This window comes from Nocardia sp. CA-290969, from assembly GCF_050936135.1.
In the GTDB taxonomy this organism is placed as follows: Bacteria; Actinomycetota; Actinomycetes; order Mycobacteriales; family Mycobacteriaceae; genus Nocardia.
Genome location: NZ_JBNJNJ010000001.1, coordinates 4,629,819 through 4,649,920, shown reverse-complemented (window position 1 = coordinate 4,649,920; position 20,102 = coordinate 4,629,819). Strand labels below are relative to the sequence as shown.

The 20,102-nt window shown below is 68.8% G+C and carries 21 protein-coding genes; 11 read left to right on the top strand and 10 right to left on the bottom strand.

Going from position 1 to position 20,102, the window contains the following annotated elements; genetic code table 11:
• Nucleotides 1–62: 62 nt before the first annotated feature.
• Nucleotides 63–833: an IclR family transcriptional regulator domain-containing protein gene (locus ACQEVO_RS21185; protein ID WP_432915808.1), complete on the top strand. Its 771-nt coding sequence runs from the start codon at nt 63–65 to the stop codon at nt 831–833.
• A 6-nt stretch (nt 834–839) separates the two neighbouring features.
• On the opposite strand, the gene ACQEVO_RS21180 is transcribed toward ACQEVO_RS21185, so the two are convergent.
• The 6 genes from ACQEVO_RS21180 to ACQEVO_RS21155 form a co-directional block, all read right to left on the bottom strand.
• Entirely contained in the window at nt 840–1,460 is a 621-nt protein-coding gene (locus ACQEVO_RS21180) for a response regulator transcription factor (RefSeq protein ID WP_357979766.1), read from the bottom strand.
• Between the two features lie 77 nt (nt 1,461–1,537).
• Nucleotides 1,538–2,095 (bottom strand): nuclear transport factor 2 family protein, encoded by a 558-nt coding sequence (locus tag ACQEVO_RS21175; protein WP_432915806.1) that lies wholly within the window; start codon nt 2,093–2,095, stop codon nt 1,538–1,540.
• Nucleotides 2,092–3,378: an amidase gene (locus tag ACQEVO_RS21170; protein WP_432915804.1), complete on the bottom strand. Its 1,287-nt coding sequence runs from the start codon at nt 3,376–3,378 to the stop codon at nt 2,092–2,094. Before ACQEVO_RS21170 ends, ACQEVO_RS21175 begins: the two co-directional genes overlap by 4 nt.
• Nucleotides 3,375–3,644 (bottom strand): hypothetical protein, encoded by a 270-nt coding sequence (locus tag ACQEVO_RS21165; RefSeq protein WP_432915802.1) that lies wholly within the window; start codon nt 3,642–3,644, stop codon nt 3,375–3,377. Before ACQEVO_RS21165 ends, ACQEVO_RS21170 begins: the two co-directional genes overlap by 4 nt.
• On the bottom strand, nt 3,620–4,177 hold the full coding sequence (locus tag ACQEVO_RS21160) for a flavin reductase (protein ID WP_432915800.1): 558 nt from the start codon (nt 4,175–4,177) through the stop codon (nt 3,620–3,622). The genes ACQEVO_RS21165 and ACQEVO_RS21160 overlap by 25 nt, the downstream gene beginning before the upstream one ends.
• Before the next feature lie 66 nt (nt 4,178–4,243).
• Entirely contained in the window at nt 4,244–5,737 is a 1,494-nt protein-coding gene (locus tag ACQEVO_RS21155; RefSeq protein ID WP_432915798.1) for a PAS domain-containing sensor histidine kinase, read from the bottom strand.
• 174 nt (nt 5,738–5,911) lie between these two features.
• On the opposite strand from ACQEVO_RS21155, the gene ACQEVO_RS21150 reads away from it, so the two are divergent.
• The 8 genes from ACQEVO_RS21150 (at nt 5,912) to ACQEVO_RS21115 (ending at nt 12,944) form a co-directional block, all read left to right on the top strand.
• A complete protein-coding gene (locus ACQEVO_RS21150; protein WP_432915796.1) occupies nt 5,912–7,066 on the top strand; it encodes an acyl-CoA dehydrogenase family protein in 1,155 nt (384 codons plus the stop codon).
• A 32-nt stretch (nt 7,067–7,098) separates the two neighbouring features.
• Nucleotides 7,099–7,464: a hypothetical protein gene (locus ACQEVO_RS21145; RefSeq protein WP_432915794.1), complete on the top strand. Its 366-nt coding sequence runs from the start codon at nt 7,099–7,101 to the stop codon at nt 7,462–7,464.
• 20 nt (nt 7,465–7,484) lie between these two features.
• Entirely contained in the window at nt 7,485–8,777 is a 1,293-nt protein-coding gene (locus tag ACQEVO_RS21140; RefSeq protein ID WP_432915792.1) for an aromatic ring-hydroxylating oxygenase subunit alpha, read from the top strand.
• Nucleotides 8,770–9,282 (top strand): aromatic-ring-hydroxylating dioxygenase subunit beta, encoded by a 513-nt coding sequence (locus tag ACQEVO_RS21135; protein WP_432915790.1) that lies wholly within the window; start codon nt 8,770–8,772, stop codon nt 9,280–9,282. The genes ACQEVO_RS21140 and ACQEVO_RS21135 overlap by 8 nt, the downstream gene beginning before the upstream one ends.
• Nucleotides 9,279–10,019, top strand: coding sequence for an SDR family NAD(P)-dependent oxidoreductase (locus tag ACQEVO_RS21130; protein WP_432915788.1), 741 nt, complete (start codon nt 9,279–9,281; stop codon nt 10,017–10,019). The genes ACQEVO_RS21135 and ACQEVO_RS21130 overlap by 4 nt, the downstream gene beginning before the upstream one ends.
• 10 nt (nt 10,020–10,029) lie before the next feature.
• Nucleotides 10,030–10,986: a PDR/VanB family oxidoreductase gene (locus tag ACQEVO_RS21125; RefSeq protein ID WP_432915786.1), complete on the top strand. Its 957-nt coding sequence runs from the start codon at nt 10,030–10,032 to the stop codon at nt 10,984–10,986.
• 114 nt (nt 10,987–11,100) lie between these two features.
• The gene (locus ACQEVO_RS21120) at nt 11,101–11,400 is read left to right on the top strand and encodes a DUF485 domain-containing protein (RefSeq protein WP_432915784.1); all 300 of its coding nucleotides are present in this window, start codon (nt 11,101–11,103) and stop codon (nt 11,398–11,400) included.
• Complete coding sequence (locus tag ACQEVO_RS21115) at nt 11,397–12,944, top strand: solute symporter family protein (RefSeq protein WP_432915781.1); 1,548 nt, start codon at nt 11,397–11,399, stop codon at nt 12,942–12,944. The genes ACQEVO_RS21120 and ACQEVO_RS21115 overlap by 4 nt, the downstream gene beginning before the upstream one ends.
• 65 nt (nt 12,945–13,009) lie before the next feature.
• Here ACQEVO_RS21115 and ACQEVO_RS21110 read toward each other — a convergent pair whose 3' ends face one another.
• Genes ACQEVO_RS21110 through ACQEVO_RS21100 form a run of 3 tightly spaced genes read right to left on the bottom strand, consistent with a single transcriptional unit; the run spans nt 13,010 to nt 16,570 of the window.
• Entirely contained in the window at nt 13,010–14,425 is a 1,416-nt protein-coding gene (locus ACQEVO_RS21110) for an MFS transporter (protein ID WP_432915779.1), read from the bottom strand.
• 13 nt (nt 14,426–14,438) lie between these two features.
• On the bottom strand, nt 14,439–15,473 hold the full coding sequence (locus ACQEVO_RS21105) for a 3-hydroxybutyryl-CoA dehydrogenase (protein ID WP_432915777.1): 1,035 nt from the start codon (nt 15,471–15,473) through the stop codon (nt 14,439–14,441).
• Complete coding sequence (locus tag ACQEVO_RS21100) at nt 15,470–16,570, bottom strand: NAD/NADP octopine/nopaline dehydrogenase family protein (RefSeq protein ID WP_432915775.1); 1,101 nt, start codon at nt 16,568–16,570, stop codon at nt 15,470–15,472. Before ACQEVO_RS21100 ends, ACQEVO_RS21105 begins: the two co-directional genes overlap by 4 nt.
• A 135-nt stretch (nt 16,571–16,705) precedes the next feature.
• Between ACQEVO_RS21100 and ACQEVO_RS21095 the strand changes: the two genes are divergently transcribed.
• Nucleotides 16,706–17,719 carry an Lrp/AsnC family transcriptional regulator gene (locus ACQEVO_RS21095; protein WP_432915773.1) on the top strand — a complete coding sequence of 338 codons (1,014 nt, stop codon included), beginning with the start codon at nt 16,706–16,708 and terminating at the stop codon, nt 17,717–17,719.
• Between the two features lie 73 nt (nt 17,720–17,792).
• Here the strand turns inward: ACQEVO_RS21095 and ACQEVO_RS21090 are convergent, their stop codons facing one another.
• A complete protein-coding gene (locus ACQEVO_RS21090; protein WP_432915771.1) occupies nt 17,793–18,755 on the bottom strand; it encodes a LysR family transcriptional regulator in 963 nt (320 codons plus the stop codon).
• A 97-nt stretch (nt 18,756–18,852) separates the two neighbouring features.
• Here ACQEVO_RS21090 and ACQEVO_RS21085 point away from each other — a divergent pair, with 97 nt between their 5' ends.
• Entirely contained in the window at nt 18,853–20,076 is a 1,224-nt protein-coding gene (locus ACQEVO_RS21085; RefSeq protein ID WP_432915769.1) for an MFS transporter, read from the top strand.
• The last annotated feature ends 26 nt before the right edge of the window (nt 20,077–20,102 follow it).

Genomic DNA, 20,102 nt, shown 5'->3' with positions numbered 1-20,102 from the left:
GCGTACCGATTACTGTGCGCGTGGTCACTCGGTTTGTCAAGAAGGGAACGGGATCGGGCGGTATGAGCGAGAACGAGCGCGACTACATCCAGAGCATCGAGCGGGGTTTCGCCGTGCTGACCGCGTTCGACAGCGACCGGCCGAACCCCACCCTGGCCGAACTCGCGCACGCCACCGGGCTGGCGAAACCGGTGGTCCGCCGCATTCTGCTCACCTTGCAGCGGCTCGGTTACGTGGCCGGCTCGGGCCCGCGCTGGACGCTCACGCCCCGCGTGCTGAGCATCGGGCAGCACTATTCGGCGACCCACACGCTGCTCGAACAAGCCATGCCGCATCTGCTGGCGGTAGCCGACGAGCTGCACGAATCGGCCTCGCTCGGTGTGCTCGACGGCGCCGAGGTGGTGTATGCCGCGCGGGTGCCGGTGCGCCGGATCATGAGCATCAATGTCTCGGTCGGCACCCGCGTCCCGGCGTACGCGACCTCCATGGGTCGCGCGCTGCTGGCGTGGGCGCCGCGGGCGACGCTCGACGAGGTGATCGCCGCGACCGAGTTCCGCCCGCTGACCGCCACGACGATCACCGATGCCGGACAACTCGAACGCGAGCTCGCCCTCGTCCGGGAAAAAGGCTATGCACTCACCTCCGAAGAACTGGAGAAGGGACTGATCTCGATCGCCGTTCCGGTGCGGGACCAGTCCGGCGAAGTCGTCGCGGTCATCGCCTGCTCGACCTCCACCGGCCGGACGACGGCCGAGGAATTCGAACGCGCCGCGAGCGCGTGTGTATCGGCGGCGGCCGGTGAACTCAGCCGCGGCCTGGGGTGGACACCCTGAGCCGGATCAGACCGTGACCCGGTAGGCGAGGATGTCGCGGACCAGCGTGCCCAGGCTCTCGGCGCCGGTTTTCGCCTTGATCCGCGCCCGGTGCACATCGACGGTTTTCACACTGGTGCCGAGCCGGCTGGCGATCTGCTGGCTGGATCTGCCCTCGATGACCAGGTGCAGTACTTCCCGTTCGCGGGGCGTGAGATCGGCCAGCCGGCGTTCGACGCCCAGCCGTTCGGCGCGTTCCGCGAAGGCCCGGCCCGCGGCCAGCAGCTGCTCCTGCACCACTTCGAGCATGCGCTGCGGCTCGTAGGGTTTCTCCAGGAAATCGACGGCCCCGGCACGTAGGGCGCGCACCGACATCGGGATGTCCCCGTGTGCGGAGCAGAAGATGACGGGGGCGGGGTAGTCGCGCCGGTTCAGTTCCTCCTGGAGCTGGAAGCCGCTGAGACCGGGCATTCGGACATCGACGATGACGACACCGGCCTCGTCCAGATCGGCTTCCTCCAGGAAGGAGGCCGCGGTGGCGTAGGTCAGCGCGTCGATACCGACGCTCTGCAGCAGGAAAGCCAGCGATTGGCGCAGGTCCTCGTCGTCGTCGACGATATGGACGACGGGGGAGGACGCACCGCTCATGCCCGCCGATTCTACGGCGACGCACCCGGGCGGGTCGCTCGCGTACGCGCTCGGCGAATACCTCGTCGGCACCTCCATCACGGCCTCATCAGGACCGAACCGGCCGGGAAACTGTCCGCGAAGGCGTGCGGCAGCGGGGCGACGAACACGTTCTCGGTGCGGGTGCGGGTGATCTTCCACGAGCCGTCCACCCGGCGGAAGGCATTGTTGAGCCGGCTGGAACGCAGGAGTCCGGTGCCGTCGGAATACAGCCACGGTTGCATATGGATCCATTGGCCGGTGGCTGCATCGCCGTCCACGTGGATCTGTTCGGCGGTGAGGTAGTGCGCGTTGAGCACCAGGGCGGGTTCGCGGTCCGGATCCCAGAACCGTTCGAAATGGGCGCGGATGGCAGCGCGCCCGGTGAGCCGGCCGAACTGGTCGTCGTAGTATTCGCCGACTCCCTCCCAGATCGCGTCCTCGGCGTAGAGCTCCATGATGAGGTCGATCCGGTGCGCGTCGTCGGTGACCCCGAACTCGGGGCAGGGGGTATCGCACAGGAACATGTAGCGCGCCTGGAGCCGGCGTATCTCGGCCTCGCCCTCCAGGGTCTCGATCCGGCGGGTCAGCCGTCCGATGGTTTCGCTCTCGGTCACGACGTTCTCCCGTCGACGGTGGCGGCGGTACGGGCCTGGATCCACGAAGCAGTCCGGAGCAGGGCCGCCTCCGCGCGTGGTGGGCCGATGACCTGCACGCCGAGTGGCAGGCCCTGCGGTGTGCGCAGGCCGGGGACGGTGACCACCGGCAATCCGAGTGCCTGCCAGGCGCGGCTGAGTACGGGGTCACCGGTGGCGGTCAGACCGGCCGGTGCGGGGCCGGGGGCGGCGGGCCCGACAACAGCGTCGTAGCCGGCGAACAGGTCCAGTACCTCGCGCCGGGTGCGTTCGACGATTGCGCGGGCCGCGTCGTAGTCGTGCCGGTCGGTGGCAGCACCGGTGCGCAGCAGCTCGGCCAGCGGCGCACTCAGTGCGTCGGCGTGCGCGAGTTCGGTGGCGCGGAGCCGCGCGGCCTCGTAGGCCATCACCACCCGGTGCGCGGCGGTGGTATCGGCGACGGCCTGCTCCGCGGCGAAATCGGTGACGGTGGCGCCGTCCGCCACCAGCCGTTCCCGCAATGCCGCGACCGCCTCGGCCATGACGGGCTCCACCGCGTCCAGCGGGGACGCCGACCAGAAGGCCACGCGAGGCGGACCCGAGGAGGTGGCCGACGGATCCGGCTCCCCGCGCAAGGCTGCCCAGGCACAGGCCAGGTCGCGGACCTGCGCGGCGTAGAAGCCGTGACTGTCCAGGCTGTGCGCGAGTCCGGTGACGCCGGTGGTGGGTAGCAGGCCCCGCGTCAGGACCAGGGCCGCGACACCGCAGTAGGCGGCGGGCCGGGTCACCGAGGCCGCCGTCTGCGAACCGAGCGCCAGCGGTACCTGGCCGGCGGCGACCGCGGCGGCCGAGCCGCTCGACGATCCACCGGGCGTATGGTCCGGTGCCGCCGGATTCCGGGTGGGTCCTGGCGCGAAATAGGCGAATTCGGTGGTGACGGTTTTGCCGGCGGGAAGTGCCCCCGCGGCCCGCCACAGCCCGACGATCTCCGCGTCGCGATCCACCGGTGCGCTGTCCGCGCGCAGCGCCGAACCGCACCGCGTGGGATAACCGGCGACATCGATGATGTCCTTCACACCGACCGGAATGCCACCCAACGGCCCACTCGGCGTAGGGAATTCGGGCCGTGGGCCGCGGGCCACCCAGGCGGCGAGGGTTTTTTCGGTGGTGGAGATTCGAGCGGCCGAGCGTTCCCATACCGCCGCGGCGTCGGTGCGCCCGGCGGCGAGGTCGTCGACCAGTTCGCGTAAAGACCAAGGGGCATGCAGTGATTCGGAGAAGGTCATGATTCCACCCACATCGCATCGGCCGACCAGTAGTCCATACCCGCGGCGCTCACCCCGTGCCGCCACTCGGAGGTGCGGCGCAGGCCCGGTTCGGCGACCGCGGTGATCCGGTCGGCGGCGTCGGGGCCGTCCTCGGTGACCTGCCAGTGCACCCAGTTGAGCTCGCGGCCCTCGGCGTCGTGCAGGAACAGGTCGACGTGGCGCCAGCCGTAGCCGTGGGTGTCGTTGTAGCACATCAGCGTCATGCGGTGGTTCGCGTCGTCCATCCGGTGTTCTCCTGCTCGGGGTGCGCGCCGCGGTCGGTGCCGATGCTGTGGAAGCGCCGCTGGAAATAGACGAGCGCGCCGGTGTTCTCCCGGACATCGACGCGCTGCACACTCACCAGGAAGATCGAATGCGAACCCTGGGTGTGGTCGCTGATGATCCGGCCCACCACCCGCGCCGCCGCGGTACGCAGCATCGGGATGTCCTCGGTGTCGTGGTCCCAGATCGGCCACTCGAACCGTTCGGCCATGGGAACCCCCGTGGCACCGGCGAAATGCCCGGCCAGCTCCTCGTCGGACGAACTCAGGATGTTCACGCAGAGCCGTTGGTTGCGCCGGAAGATCGCGTGCGCGTAACTGGACTGGTTGACGCAGACGAGCATCGTCGGCGGTGCGTCGGTCACCGAGCACACCGCGCTGACCGTGATACCCGCGCGACCACGCGGTCCGTTGGTGGTGACGACGTTGACTGCGGCCGAAAGATTCGACATCGCAGCCCGGAAGTCACGCTGCTCGGCGGTCAATTGCTTGGTCATGGTCTCGACGCTACGAGTGATCTGCGCCTCGAGGTATCGAGATTTCCTCCGGGTGCGCTGAAGGTTTTACTTATCCGGCGCGGGCGCCGGCAGGGCGAAACCGAATACCGAACCGCCGCCGTCCGCGGGCCGGCACCAGATGCTGCCGTGCTGGCGGGTGATGATCCGATAGCTCAACGCCAGCCCGATCCCGCTGCCGTGTGCTTTCGAGGTGAACGAATCCAGGAACGGATCCCGGGGCACCCCGCGGCCGTGATCGCGGACGGTGAAGCAGGCGCTGTCGTCGCGTACGGCGGTGGTGAGCACGATGCGCCGGGAGTCGGGCGGGCACTGGGCCATCTCGTCGATCGCGTTGAAACACAGATTGACGATGACCTGCCCGGTGAGCACCCGTTCGCAGCGGATCTCGACCGGGTCGCCGGAGAGTTCCAGGTCGACCTGTACCCCGGCGTCCGCTGCCCGCAACCGCACGAAATACAGGCATTCGGTGACGATGTCGTTCAGATCCGCGACCTGTTCGACCTGCTCCAGATGGCCGACGAACGCGCGCAGGGTGGACACGATGGTCGCGGCCCGGTCGATCTGTTTTCGGGCCGCGTCCAGGCCGAAGGTGACGCGGTGGTCGAGCACCTCACCGGCGGGCAGATGCGAGCGGATCCCCGCGACGTAGTTGCCGGCGGCGGCCAGCGGCTGGCCCAGTTCGTGGGCGATGGCCATCGCCATATCGCCCATGGCGTTGTAGCGGGCCAGATAGTTCTCCCGCTGGAGTTCCAGCCCGCGTTTCTCCTCGTCGCGGATCCGGTCGGAGACGTCGTGCACGAGCATGAGGTAGGCGGGTACGCCGGCTTCGTCCAGCCGTTCCAGGCTGCCGTCGAGCCAGGAGGTGGACCCGTCCGGCCGCCCGATCTCGAGCCGCACGGAGGTGACGGGGTCGGCGTCCGCGGCCACCGCCGCCCAGTCGGTGCGCCGGTTGTCGCGGTGCAGGTGGGCGTAGCGGGTGAGCCGCGGCCCTTCGGGCAGTTCGACGGCCGGGTCCAGTCCCAGGCGGGTGAGGGCGGTATCGGTGGCGAAGCGGATCTCACCGGCCTCGTCGAGGACGAACGCCAGGGTGGACGTGTGCCGGGCCAGGGCGTCCACATAGGTGGTGGTCAGCCGCAGGGCGCGTTCGGTGCGCTGTTCGCGTTCGATATCGCGGAACTGCACCATCACCGCGGGGCCCTGGGCGAGTTCGATCCGGGTGGCCACCGCGTCGGTCGGGATGATCCGCCCCGATTTGGACCGGTAATGCCATTCGATCCGGCTGCTGCCGTGCTCGACGGCGTCCTGGAGCCAGGCGCGGCCGATCACGCGGTCGTACTGCTGGGCGGAACTGCTCATATCGTGGGCCTTCAACGGCCGGATCTCGGCAAGATCGAATTCGAGCATCGCGCACGCCGCCGGGTTCGCCCACAGGATGTTCTTGGTCGCGGCGTCGTGCACCAGCACGCACACCTCGGTGGCGTTCATCATCGTGACGAAATCCGAGACGACCAGTTCGGGAGCACGCGGATCGACGGACATCGCGCCAGCGTAGCTTTTCCGACCTGCCGGTTCGCGATCGTCCGGGGCAGCTGAAGGTTTCCCCTACGGGGGTGGTGGTTCACACCGGTTCGGGCGCGGGCATTACCGATGTTCGTGTGACCGCGCTCTCCCTACCGTCGAGGTACAGCCCATCGACGACAGGAGCAGGGGATCGTGACCACCTCGCAAGCCACGGTCGGATCCGCGACCGGCGCGGCGAATCTCGACGACGTCCTCGCCGAGCTCGCCGTGCGGCGGCAGGAGTTCGGCGAGCAGAAATACGTGCCGCGGGATTTCGTCGCACGGCTCAAGGAAACCGGCGTCTACCGCGCCGCGACCCCGCGCCGCTTCGGCGGTGAGCCACTGCCGCCGGCCGAGTTCCTGCGCATCGTCGAACGCATCTCCGTGGTGGACGGTTCCACCGGCTGGGTGGCCAGCTTCGGCTCGGCGCTGGTCTATCTCGCCGCGCTTCCGCTGGACACCCAGGCCGCGCTGTACGCCGACGGCCCCGATGTGGTGTTCGCCGGCGGATTGTTCCCGATCCAGCCGGCGCCCGAGACCGACGGCGGCTTCCGGATCGACGGCCGGTGGAAATTCGCCAGCGGATGTATGGGCGCCGATGTTCTCGGCGTCGGCATCCCCGGTGACGCGAGCACCGAGGGCAAACCCCGCACCGCCGTGCTGCGCCCCGAGCAGGTGGAGATCGTGCAGGACTGGGATGTGGTCGGGATGCGCGGCACCGGCTCGTTCGATCTGGTGGTGCGGGATGTGGTGGTCCCGCGGGAGTGGACCTTCATCCGCGGCGGCGAACCGACCGTGGACGAACCGCTGTACCGGTACCCGGCCATCGCCTACGCCGCCCAGGTGCTGGCGGTGGTCGGCGCCGGGGTGGCCCGGGCCGCCCTCGACCACGCCGCCGAGATCGGCGCGGGCCGGGCGGGGATCACCGGTGCCCCCAAGCTCGCCGACCGCCCCTACTACCGCACCGCGGTCGCGCAGGCCGAAGCCGATCTGCGCTCGGCCCGTGCCTATTTCTACGAGGTCACGGAGGAGGCGTGGGAGACGGTGCTGCGCGGTGACCCCGTCACCGCCCAGCAGAACGCCCATCTGCGGCTCGCGGCGACCCATATCGCCGCCACCGCCGCCTCGGTGGTGAACCGGCTGGTGGAGATCTCCGGTACCGCCGCCATCTTCCACGGCCACCCGCTCCAGCAGTGGGCCGGCGATGCGCTGGTACCGGCGCAGCACGCCTTCCTCGGGCCGGGCCTGGTCGACGCCGCGGGCGCCGTCCTGATGGGACAGCCGCCCACCGTGCCCGGATTCCGCTGACCGACAGCCCTTTTCGACGACAGGAACTTTTCGTGACCGACAGCCCGCTGCGCGTTCTCTTCTGTATCGGCATCAACCAGAACTTCTTCGACCTCCCGCAGGGCGGTGTCACCACCGGCGACGTGTGGACCGCCTTCGTCGCCCTGATGGACGGCATCAAAGCCCTCGACGGGATCGACTTCATCGGCGATATCGACGACGACTCCACCATGGTCGGGCCCTCCGACAGCTGGCCGTGGACCTGCTACCTCCTCGCCGACGCCGACAGCCACGACACCGTCAAGGCAGCCTGCAACCTGGTCCGCACCATCCCGGTCGGCACGAGCGACTGGAAACTCTGGAAATTCCTGAAGATCGAGGCCCGTATCGGCCGCGCGCTCACCCCGCGCCAGTACTGACCAACCCGCCAGGAGGCATCATGACCGCGCACAGCGCAGCACTCCCGCACCCGGCACCCGCCGATCTGGTCGGCGCGGACCGGGTCGCGGCCCGGATGTACACCGATCCGGAGATCTTCGAACAGGAGATCACCCGGATCTTCGAGAGCACCTGGATCTGGGTCGCCCACGAATCCGAACTACCGAAACCCGGCAGCTTCAAATCCACCCATGTGGGCCGCCAGCCGGTGATCGTGACCCGCAACCGCAAGGGACAGCTCAACACTCTGCTCAACCGCTGCCGGCATCGCGGGGCGAGTATCTGCGAGCAGAAGACCGGTGTCGCGAACGGCTTCACCTGCCCCTATCACGCCTGGTCCTACGGCCTCGACGGGCAACTGCGCGGGATCCCGTACCCCGACGGTTACGAGGGTGTGGTGGAAAAGGGCGATCTGTCGCTGAAGAAGCTGCGCACGGAATCCTACGGCGGCATGGTGTTCGCCACCTTCAACGCCGATATCGAACCGCTCACCGACTTCCTGGGCGACGCGAAGCTCTGGATCGACCGGTTCATGAAACAGGGCGGCGGCTACCCGATCAAGGTGCTGGGCACCCACCGGTTCACCTTCCACGGGAACTGGAAGATCCAGCTGGAGAACACCACGGACGGCTATCACTTCCCGATCGTGCACCGCTCCTGGATGGCCTCGGTGGACGCCGAAACCGCCGACATGATGTCGTTCATGACCGATCCGGAAGCGGTCACCCACGATCTCGGCAACGGTCACAGCGTTATGCAGATGGTGCCCGAACATTCCGATCTGGACGCCGACGACGGCAGCGAACCGCTGCAGGCCCGGTTCGACGACCTGATCGCCGAGCTGAAAACCACCGGCCTCGACGACGCCGCGATCCGCAAACTCGTGCGCGCCATGCACGGCACCGGGTTCAACCTGAACCTGTTCCCGAACGTGTCCATGTCCGCGGCCTTCTTCCGCGTCCTGCGTCCGATCTCGGTGGACGAGACCACGATCGAGCACGTGGCCATCGGCCCCGACGGGCCCGCCGAGATCGTGAACCCGGTCAACCGGGCCCGGCTGCGGGTACACGAACACTTCCAGGGCCCCTTCGGATTCGGCACCCCCGACGACGCCGAGGGCTGGGACCGCGTCCAGCGCGGCGCGCAGGCCGACCCCGAGATGCCGATCCTGGTCAACCGCGGCCTCGCGCGGGAGAAACCGAGTCCGGAGGGCTGGCCCACCTCCCATGTCACCGACGAGACCGGAATGCGCGCCGCGTACCAGCAGTGGAAGCAGATGATGAGCGATGACTGACACCCGCACCGCGACGGCGGTGTTCACCGACAGCCGGGTCGCGCGGGCGATCGAACTGAGCTGGCGCGAAGCCGAACTGCTCGACCGCAAGGACTACCACGCCTGGCAGGAGCTCTACACCGCCGACGCCCACTATGTGGTGCCGATCGACCGGAGCACCGACGATTTCGACAACACGTTGAACATGATCTACGACGATGCCCGCATGCGCGATATGCGCGTCGTCCGGATGACCGAGGGGTACGCCCTCGCCGCCGTCGACGCCGCGGTCACGACCCGCACCGTCTCCCGATTCGTCCCGGAGCACGTCACCGACGACGAGGTGCACCTGCGGGCCGCGCAGATCCTCGTCGCCTACAAACGCGGCCGCCACGATATCTGGGCCGGGGACCTCGAATACCGCATCCGGCTCGGTGCGACGCCGGCCGGCGACCGGATCGCGCGCAAGGTGATCCGGCTGGTCGACAGCGAGGACGCCGTACCCGCCGCGGGGTTCCTGCTGTGAGCGCGCCGGTCGCCGTGGTCACCGGGGGCGCGGGCGGGCTCGGGGCGCATATCGTGCGCCGGCTGCACGCCGGTGGGCATGCCGTGGCCGTGGCCGATCTGGACGGCACCGCCGCCGCCGCGCTGGCCGCCGAACTCGACGGTGCGGTCGGGGCACGGGGCTACGCGGCGGACGTCGCGGACAAGGGGTCGCTGGAGAAGCTGCTCGCCACCGTGGTCGCCGACTTCGGCGGGGTGCAGGTGCTGGTGAACAATGCCGCCCGCACCCAGGCCCGGCCGCTGCTGGAGATCACCCCCGAAGAACTCGACAGCGTGATGGCCGTCGGGTTCCGCGGCACGTTCCAGGCCTGCCAGTTGTTCGGCGCCCATATGGCCGCGCAGGGATACGGCCGGATCGTGAACATGGCCTCGCTGGCCGGGCAGAACGGCGGCACCGCCACCGGCGGGCACTACGCCTCCGCCAAAGGCGCGGTCATCTCGCTGACCAAGGTGTTCGCCCGCGAACTGGCCGCATCCGGGGTCACGGTGAACGCCGTCTCGCCCGGCCCGCAGGATTCGCCGGTGGTGCACGACATCGTCGGCGCCGGCAACCTCGAAAGTTTCGCCCGATCCATACCCGTCGGGCGTCTCGGCGATCCGGCATTCATCGCCGAAATGGTCGCCCTGCTCGCGTCACCGGCCGCCGCGTCGGTCACCGGGGCATGCTGGGACGCCAACGGCGGTCTCTACATGCGTTAGGAGTTCCCCCGTGACCGAGACCAAAGTGGTGGTCGCCGAAATCGTGGCGGAGACGCCGAGTATCCGCTCGCTGCGCCTGGTACGGGAGGACGGTGCGCCGCTGGGCCCCTACCGGGCCGGCGCGCATATCGATGTCACCGGACCGACCGGCATCCTCCGGCAATATTCGCTGTGCGGGCCGCCCACCGAGACCGCGTCGCTGACCATCGCCGTGAAACGGGAACCGGAATCCCGCGGCGGCTCGGCGGCGCTGCACGAGGTGTGCGCCGGCGACCTCATCGCGATCGGGGAACCGCGCAATATTCTCACCGTCGCGCCGGACGCCGACCGGCATGTGCTGGTCGCCGCCGGTATCGGGGTCACCCCGCTGCTGAGCATGGCCTACGAACTACATGCCACCGGCGCGGAGTTCACGCTGCACTACTTCACCCGCAGCCGCGCGGAAACCGCCTTCCTCGACCTGCTGGAGAACCGGGCGGAGTTCCGTGACCGGGTGCGTCTGCACACCGGGTGTACCCGCGCGGAACAACGGGCCGCGCTGGCGTCGGTCGCCGCCGGCCTGACCGGTGACAGCGCCGTATACACCTGCGGTCCGGCCGGATTCATGGACACCGTGACCGAGGTCGTGGCACCGGTGGTCGGCATCGGCAATGTCCACATCGAACATTTCGAGGCGGCCGCGGTCGACACTTCCGGCGATACCGGTTTCACCGTGGAACTCGATACCGGGGAGAGTTTCGAAATTCCCGCCGACCGCTCGATTCTTTCGGTGCTCGAGGAAAACGGTATCGATGTCTTCAAATCCTGCGAGGAAGGAATCTGCGGTTCCTGCGTCTCGAACGTCCTCGAGGGTGAGCCCGACCATCGCGACAACTGTTTGTCCGTCGCGGACAAGGCCGCCGGTGATCAGATGGCGCTCTGTGTCTCCCGGTCGAAGAGTCCCAAACTGGTCATCGAATTGATCTGACGCGCCGGGCCCGGATAAAGGAATTCCGTATTCGGACCGGGAATTCTTCCGATGTTCCACCTCACATCGCCGCTTTAGCGTGTAGAAAATCACACAGCCGAAAGACGATGTCTCATGGAACATTCTCACTCCGATCCGCCCGCAGCCGTGGGGAATCCCGGTCTCGACGAGCTCGCCCGCGAACGCGCCCGCCTGGTGTTCCGGCTCAGCGCGGTAGTCCTGCTCCTGTTCTTCCCCCTGCCCGTACTGGGCGGATTCACCTCCGTGCTGGACACGGTGGTGGCCGGCGGCGTGACCGTCGCCTGGCTCTATGCGTTCTTCCAGTTCGCCGTGGCCATTGTGGTCGCCCGCTACTACATGGCCCGGGCCGCCGCGCTCGAGGCCCGCGTCGCACAGGAAGGCGCCCGCGCATGAACCTCGTCTCCGCCTCGCTGTTCGCGGCCCTGGTCGCGGTGACCCTGGTGATCACCGCCTGGGCCGCCCGGCAGAACAAATCCGCCGCCGACCACTATGTCGCCGGTGGTGCGCTCACCGGGCGGCAGAACGGGGTCGCCATCGCCGGGGATTTCATCTCCGCCGCCTCGTTCCTCGGGGTCACCGGCGCCATCGCGCTCACCGGGTTCAACGGTTTCTACCTCGCCGTATTCGTCCCGATCGCGTTCGTGCTGGCGTTGCTGCTCATCGCCGAACCGCTGCGCAACCTCGGCCGCTTCACCCTGGCCGATGTGCTGGCCACCCGGTTCCCGGGTAAGGACGTCCGCTCGCTGATGGCGATCAGCACCGTCGTGATCAGCGTGGTCTACCTGGTATCGCAACTGGTGGGCGCGGCGCTGCTGGTCTCGCTGCTGTTCGATCTCGACTACGCGATCGCAGTACTGATCATCGGCGCGCTCACCACCGCCTACACGCTGGTCGGCGGCATGCTGGCCACCAGCTGGATCCAGATCATCAAAACCGGTCTGCTGCTCGTCTGCGCGGTGGTGCTGTTCGTCCTCGTCCTGGTGCGCTTCGATTTCAACCCGTTCGGGCCGTTCAGCAGCGCGCTCGCCGAATTCGGGCAGCAGTTCGTCGCCCCCCAGCGCTCCGGCGACGCGGCCTCGTTCGACCAGTTGTCGCAGACGGTCGGCCTCGTGCTCGGCGTCCTCGGCCTCCCGCATGTGATGATCCGGTTCCTCACCGTGCCGGACGCGCAGCAGGCGCGTACCTCCGCCTACACCTCCATCTGGATCTTCTTCGGCTTCTACCTGATGATCCCGGTGCTCGGCTACGGCGCGGCCGTGCTGGTCGGTCCGGATGTCATCGCCGCGGAGAACAAGGGCGGCAACCTCGCCGTCGCGCAGCTCGCCGAAACCCTCGGCGGCGGTGTGCTGCTCGCGTTCGTGGCGGCGGTCGCGTTCGTGACCATCCTGGCCGCGCTGTCGGGGCTGGTGATCGCCACCTCCGGCGCCATCGCCCACGACCTGTACGGCCAGGTGCTGCGCAACGGGAAGGTATCGCCCACCGCTCAGCACCGCGCGGCCCGGATCGCGACGGTCGCCACCTGCCTGGTGGGGATCGCGATCGCTTTCGCCGCGCAACGCCAGAATGTGGCGTTCCTGGCCTCGCTCGGTATGTCCATCGCCGCCTGCGCCAATCTGCCGGCGCTGCTGCTGACGCTGTACTGGCGCCGGATGACTGCACGCGCCGTGATCTCCGGCATCGTGACCGGCCTGGTCCTTTCCATCGCGGTGATCGTGCTCAGTCCCGCCGTGCAGGGCGCGGATTCCGTACTGCCGTTCTCCAATCCGGCGCTGGCGGTGGCGCCGATCTCCTTCCTGGTCTCCCTCGTGGTGGCCTTCGCCAGTGCCCCGAAGGATGACGAGGCCGCGGCCGCCGCCACCGTGTTCCGCGCGCTCCGCATTCGCGCCCTGACCGGGCGGACGACGGAACCACCTGTGGTGGAACGCGTTCCGTCCTGAGGGTGTTGCGTCGATGCCGGCCACTGTGATGAGGGGTGGCCGGCATCGACGTGCCGGTGGTGCGTTCACCGGCTGAACTGCTCCAGCGGTTTCGCGTCGGCCGGGAGTACATCCAGGCCGTCCCGGTCCCTTTCGCCCGCGTACGCGCCGAGCCGCATCCGGAACGATTTCCCGACCGCCAGCGGTGCGGTCTCCTTACCTTTCAGCAGCGCGAACAGGCTGATCAGCATGAGTGCCGCGGCGTAGAAGCCGACCGGGACCACACTGCCGGTACCACTCACTATCCGGTTCGCGACCATCGGCGCGATACCACCACCGACCACCGCCCCGACCTGGTATCCGATACCCACGCCGCTGTAGCGCTGGGTCACCGGGAACTGCTCGGCGAACATGGTGAACATCGGCCCGTACACGAACCCGGTCAAGGTGAAACCGATACAGATCACCGTGATACAGGCCAGGAACGAGCCGTGCGCGGTGACCCAGAACAGCACCGGAGCGAAGAGGGTCGCCGACGCCATGCCGAAGCCGATCACCGGTTTACGGCCCAGCCGGTCGGATAGATGGCTGCCGAGTACCACCGTCGCGGCGTGGCAGGCGAGGGCGAGGGTGATGCCCCAGACCACCTGCGAACGCGAGAAGCCCCGGCCCGGATCGGGTTCGGTGAGGAACGACAACATGAAGGTGAACAGCAGGAAGGCGTAGCAGTTCTGGCCGATGTTGACCCCGGCGGCGCGGAGCAGTCCGCGCCAGTCCTGCCGGACCACCGCCAGGCCACGGGTGGCGGGCGGCTCCGTGGCGGAATCGGCGCCGGCGAAGTCCGGGGTCTCGGAGATCCGCATCCGGGTCCAGATACCGATGACCAGCACGATGCCGCCCACGAGGAACGGAATGCGCCAGCCCCAGGCGATGACCTGGTCCATCGGCAGCAGGAGCACCAGTGCGAAGGCGGTGTTCGCCAGGATCGCGCCGACCGGCGAGCCGAGCGTGACGAAGCAGCCGTAGAGCCCCCGGCGCGACGCGGGGGCGTGCTCGGCCGCCAGCAGGACCGCGCCGCCGATCTCGCCGCCGCGCGAAATCCCGTGCAGCATCCGCAGGAAGATGAGGATCAGCGGGGCGGCGATCCCGATCGCCCGGGAGTCGGGCACCAGGCCCATGATCAAGGTGGCCGAGCCCATGAGGATGAACGCCGTGGTGAGCGCGGCGCGCCGGCCGAACCGGTCCCCGTAGTGGCCGAAGATCACCGCACCGACCGGTGCCATCACGAAGCCGATCGCGAAAGTGGCGAATCCGAGGAAGGTGCCGAACCACGGGTCGTCGGTGTCGAAGTACACCTTGTTGAACACCAAGGCGGTGGCGGTGCCGTAGATCGCGAAGTCGTAGAACTCGAGGATGGTCCCGACGCCCGAGGCGACCGCCAGTTTCATCGGCCGCTCGCGGGTGGTCGCGGCATCGCGCTCGGGTGAATTCAGAGCTGTCACAGCCTTCTCCTCATCAGTTCTGTGACGCGCCGGCGGGGCGTGTCGATAGAGCTCCCGCGGCGGCTCGGCCTGCTTCCCGCGGGAGGTCGTCGTACCTGTGTAGTTGTCCCGTGGCGTCGAGGACCTGCGCGAAGTCCGCGATGCGCTGCGCCCGGTAGTCGTCCAAGGTCCCGGGCTCGATGTCGTAGAAGCCGGCGCCGTCGGTGTTGCCCCGGCGTCCGGCGGCCATGTGCTGCTCGACCAGCGGCGCGGGCCCGAAGCGCTCGCCGAGCTCGCCACGCAGATAGTTGGAGGCGTGGAACAGGGTGTCGCAGCCGCCCCAGTCGATGAACTCGAGCAGGCCCAGCACGGCGAATCGGGATCCGAACCCGATCCGGACGGCCCGGTCGATCTCCGCGGCGCCGGCGACGCCCTCCTCGACCATCCGGGCGGCTTCGTTCATCACGAGTGCCTGTAGTCGCGGCACGATGTACCCCGGTGACGCGGCGCAGACGACCGGCGTTTTACCCACCGCCGACAGCAGATCGCAGGTCGCCTCGACCACCGAGGGCGCTGTCCCGGCGCCGGGACTCACCTCGACCAACGGCATCAGATCGGCGGGATTCAGCCAGTGGGCGTTGAGCAGCCGTTCCGGCCGGGCGACGAATTCGGCGAGGCGGCTCACGAGAAAACTCGACGTGGTGGAGGCGATGGCCGTGTCCGCACCGACCATCGACTCGATCCACGACAGCGTCGCTCGCTTGATATCGAGTACTTCCGGCACCGCTTCGAAGACGAGCCGGGTGCCCGCCATGGCCGCGGGCTCCCGGCTCACCACGTGCACCCGGTCCAGCACTTCCGGAAGATCGGATCCGGCCAGCAGCCCGAGCCGGACCTTCCGCTCCAGCGACGAGCGGATCTCGGCCCGGGCCGTCGCGAGGTACGCCGCGGTGCCGGCGCCGCGGTCGCGCAGATCGACGACGGTCACCTCGACCTTTCCGAACGCGAGCGCGGCCGCGATGCCCTGGCCCATGCGGCCCGCGCCGACCACCACGACCGGCGCGGTCACGGCAAGAACCCGTCGCGCAGTGCCTGTTTCATACCGTCGCGGTCCAGCCCGTCGAGCCCCAGCGCGGCCAGTGTCCGGCCGCCGCTACCCGGGGACCGGCCGGTGATCGCGGCGGCGATCGCGAGGAGGCCGCTCGCCACCGGGGTGGGTACTCCGGCCCAGTGCCCGACCGAAGTCAGCAGGGCGAGGCCGATCTCCACATCCTCGGTCATGTACCGGTGGGTGTGCAGGTCGATATGCTCGCGCCAGTCGCCGCTGTCGGTGAGCTTCTCGTGCGCGGCGTTTCCGTACATCCATTCGTCGCCGTCCGGTGTGTAGTGGTCGGCGAGGGGGAAATGCGGCGCGCTGTACCCGAGCGCGGTGCGGACGGCGATACGTTCGGCGTCGAGCGCGGTGGTGACGCGCCGGATGGCATCCTGGGTGCCCTCGTTGTGGATGTCCCAGGCCGCGAAATGTTCCAGCGGGCCGGCGTTCATCAGGATCAGCGGTGGATGGATGACCGGGCCCGCATTCATCAACGCCCCGCTCAGCGCGTCCTCGACGGGCTCGACCGGATAGATCTGCGCCAGCACCGCCAGCGCGCGCTCGCTGTCGTGTGCGGGGAAGACACCGGTGGGCAGCCGGGTGGCGTAACCGCTCACCACCACCCGGTTGCCGCCGTGCTTGCGGGCGAGGTAGGGGAGGGTTCCGGTCTCGGCGAAGGCGACCTTGGCCGGGTTACCGGCGGCGGCCAGCGCCCGCGCGAAGAGCACCGAACCGAAACTGCCCGGCGGCAGGTACACCACCTGCCCGTCGGCCAGGTGCGGCGCTATTCGCTCGGCGAGATCGGGGTGGGAGAAGGCGGGAATCGGCACGATGATTATCTCCGCACCCGCCACCGCACGGCCGAGATCGGCTTCGACGACGATTCCGCCCGCGGTACCGATCGGCAGGGCGCGCTGCCCGCGATGGTCGTCGACCAGAATTTCGCCCGCATCGAGCAGCGGTGCGAAAGCATCGTGCGCACGCCGCCACCAGATGACGTCGTGTCCCTTTCCGCTCATATCGGCCGCCGCCGCATACGAACCGTGGCCGCCGCCGATAACCGTGATCCTCATTCCGATAACCTCCTCCATCGCCGGCCGGATGAAAAGCCGCCGATATGTGAAATGGAACGGTAAAGATGCGGTGGCCGGTTTTTCGCGGCATGTTGAGAAATGCAGATCGAAGGCCACCGGGTGAAGGATTGTCACGTGCCAGACGACATTGATTTCCGGATCGTGCACGCATTGCAGTCCGCGCCGCGTGCGCCGTGGGGCGCCGTCGGGGAAGTCGCGGGTGTGAGTGCGCCGACCGCCGCACGGCGCTGGGAACGGTTGGTGGACAGCGGGCTGGCGTGGATCGTCACCTATCCCGGGCCGGCTTATCTGAATACGCAATGCGCGGCCTTCGTGGAGGTCGAGGCGGCCGAGCGCCTGCCGGAGCTGATGCGGGAGCTCGCCCGGGACGGGATGGTCGCGACCATCCAGCGCACCGCCGGCGACGGCGACCTCCTCCTCACCGTGATGACCTTCGATCTCGACACCCTCGGCGACTGGGTGCAGCAGCTGGCGGCGTCGCCGATGGTCTCCCGCACCCGCACCCGCGTGGTGATGCAGGTGTTCGGGGAGAGCGAACGCTGGCGGGTGCGGGCCCTCGACGACGGCGAGGAGTCGACGCTGTCCCGATACCGCCCGCCCCCGCGGCCACTGGTCCATCAGCCGGACGCCGTGGACCTGGCGTTGATCGCCGCGCTCGCGGCCGACGGACGCCGCTCGGCGGTCGAACTCGCCGGTGTCTGCGGGATCAGCGCGGCGGCCGTCCGGCGCCGGCTCACCTATCTCGTGGCCGAGCGCATCCTCTCGATCCGCTGCGAGGTCGCCCATGTACTCGGGGGCTGGCCGGTGACCGCGAATATCTGGGCGCGTGCGACACCACGTACGCTCAGCGCGCTCGTCGACGCGCTCGATTCGTTCCCGCAGATCCGCGTGTGCTGCGAGGTGACGGGGACCGCGAACGTCCTGATGACGGTGTGGCTGCGGCAGATCAGCGAGTTGTCGCGCCTGGAGCACGAACTCGAATCGCAGGTGCCGGGCCTCGTGATCGCGGACCGCAGTATCACCCTCGAGACACCCAAACGTTTGGGCTCACTACTCGACCGCGCGGGCCGCTGCACCGGTTTCTATCCGCTGGAGTTGTTGACCACCTGCCGCCCCACAGCGGCATGACGCCGGACACCCGCCGACCGACGCCGAGCCTGGCCCGGGATCGGTGTGAACTGGTGTTGCCGGCCGCACGTAGTCAGGAAACCGCCGGCACCTGTGTCCGCAGCCCGGGAGCGGTGAAGGGGTCGGCCGGTATCTGTGTCGTGCCGGGTAGTTCGCCGAGCAAGGCCGCCAGTTTCGTCAGTTGCGGGCGGCGGTGCGTGGAGCGCCAGAGCAACGCCATCCGCGACTCCTCGTCGAATCCGGTGACGCGGACGAAGCGCAGGTCGGCGCGCTGGTTGCGTTCGGCCACCGGGCGGCAGGTCAGCATCGCGTACCGGCCGGTGGCGGCGAGGGTCATGCCCTCCTGGAGCGTCGCCACGCGGACCGTCGCCTCGATCGGTTTGCCGTGCGGTGTGAATCGTGGGAAGTGCACGTCGCGCCAATATTGCGGTGCGGGTCCGTCCACCGAGACCAGGTCCACGGTCGCCAGCGCTTCGGCATCGATGCTTTCGGTCGACGCCAGTGGGTGGCCGTGTCCTACGGCCAGCATCCGCGGGGCGGGCGGGAACACGTAACCGACCGAGAGCTCCGGCTCCCGTACCGGGAGCAGTGCGACGGCGGCATCGACCCGGCCGTCCAGCAGGGCGCCGAAGGGGTCGCCGAGCGGGATCTCCTGCAAGGACAACGCCACATCGGGGTTTTCGTGCGCGAACCTGGTGAGGGTCCAGGTGACCGTTTCGTACGCGATGCCCTGGAAACCGAGCCGGATCGGCGCGGGATTCTCGTGCCGGGCCTCCTGCCGCGCACCACCGACCACCTCGGCCAGCTCGGTGTACGCGGGCCGGACCCGTTCCACGAATGCGGCACCGAAATCGGTGAGCGTCACGCGACGGCTGGTGCGGTTTACGAGCCGGGTGCCGATACTGCGTTCCAGGGCGGCGACGAGCTGGCTCACCCGGCTCTGCGAAACCCGCAGCCGCTGCGCTGTCCGGCCGAAATGCAGTTCCTCGGCCAGTATCAGCAGGCATTCCAGCTCGCGGACGGGAAGGTCCGGCATACCGCTCCTTCCGCTCACCACGATCGATCAGTTCAGCTGATCGAACAATGAGCTGATCACCGTTGTTCCGCGATACCGCGCGACCTTGACTGGATTCATGTCCACTGTGAGTGAATCCCGGGCCCCCGTCGCCGCACCCGCCGAACGCTGGTCCTCGATCGTCGTGCTGGCCCTGTCCACATTTCTCGTCGTCACGGCGGAGATGCTGCCGGTCGGCATTCTCACCCCGATGTCCGACGGTCTGGGTATCTCCGCCGGTACCGCGGGGTTCAGCCTGGCCGTCACCGGTGTCGTGGCGGCCCTGTTCGCGCCGTTCGTTTCCCGGGTGATCGGCACGCTCGACCGCCGTCGCGTCCTGGTGGCCGCCGCGTTGCTGCTCGCCGCCGGCAATCTGATCACCGCGCTCGCCCAGGGGTTCGCGGTGCTGGCACTCGGCCGGGTGGTGGTGGGTCTGGCCATGGCCACGGTGTGGGCGCTGGCCGTTGCGCTGGTCCCGCGGCTTGTGCGCGCTCGCGCGGGCCTGGCGGTGTCGCTGGTGGTCAGCGGTGTCGCGGTGGCTTCCGTCCTGGGTGTACCGCTGGGGACCTTGCTCGGTGATATCGCGGGCTGGCGCAGTGCCTTCGGCGCGCTCGCGGTGGCGGCGCTCGGGCTCGGCGCCGCGCTGGCAGTGTTCCTGCCGGCACTGCCCGCGCAGACCGGCGCGGACGAAGCCGTGGGTTCCGGTTCGCTGCTCGCGCTTCCGGCGGTGCGCCGGGGGCTGGTCGCGGTAACCCTGGTGGTGACAGCGCATTTCGCGGCCTACACCTATGTGCGTCCCGCACTGGAGGAGGTGTCGGGGGTTCACGGGGCCGGGATATCACTGCTGCTGCTCGTCTACGGATTGTTCGGCATCGCCGCCAATTTCGCGGCGGGCGCGGCGGCCGCGCGGCGGGTCCGGGCCACGCTGCTCGTCCTGGCGATCGGTATCACCGCCGCGCTGCTGCTGCTACCGCTGCTCGGGACCAGCCCACTCGGCGCCGCCGTGGTGCTGGTGCTGTGGGGACTCTCCTACGGCGGTGTCTCGGTGTGCAGCCAGCTCTGGGCCGTCCAGGCCGCGCCGGACCGGCGGGAGGCCGTCTCCGGACTGTACGTCGGCGCTTTCACCGGGAGCATCGCACTGGGATCGTTCGCGGGCGGCGTGATCTTCGACGGTGCCGGCCTGTCTGTTCTGCTCTGGTCGGCGGCTGGGCTGGCGGCACTGGCGGCGCTGTCCACGGTATCCGGCAGTGCCGTGCGCGCCCCCGCTGTCGCGGCGGAACGGGCCGCGACCGGCACCGAGTAGGACAATCGATCACACCCGGCGGCGGG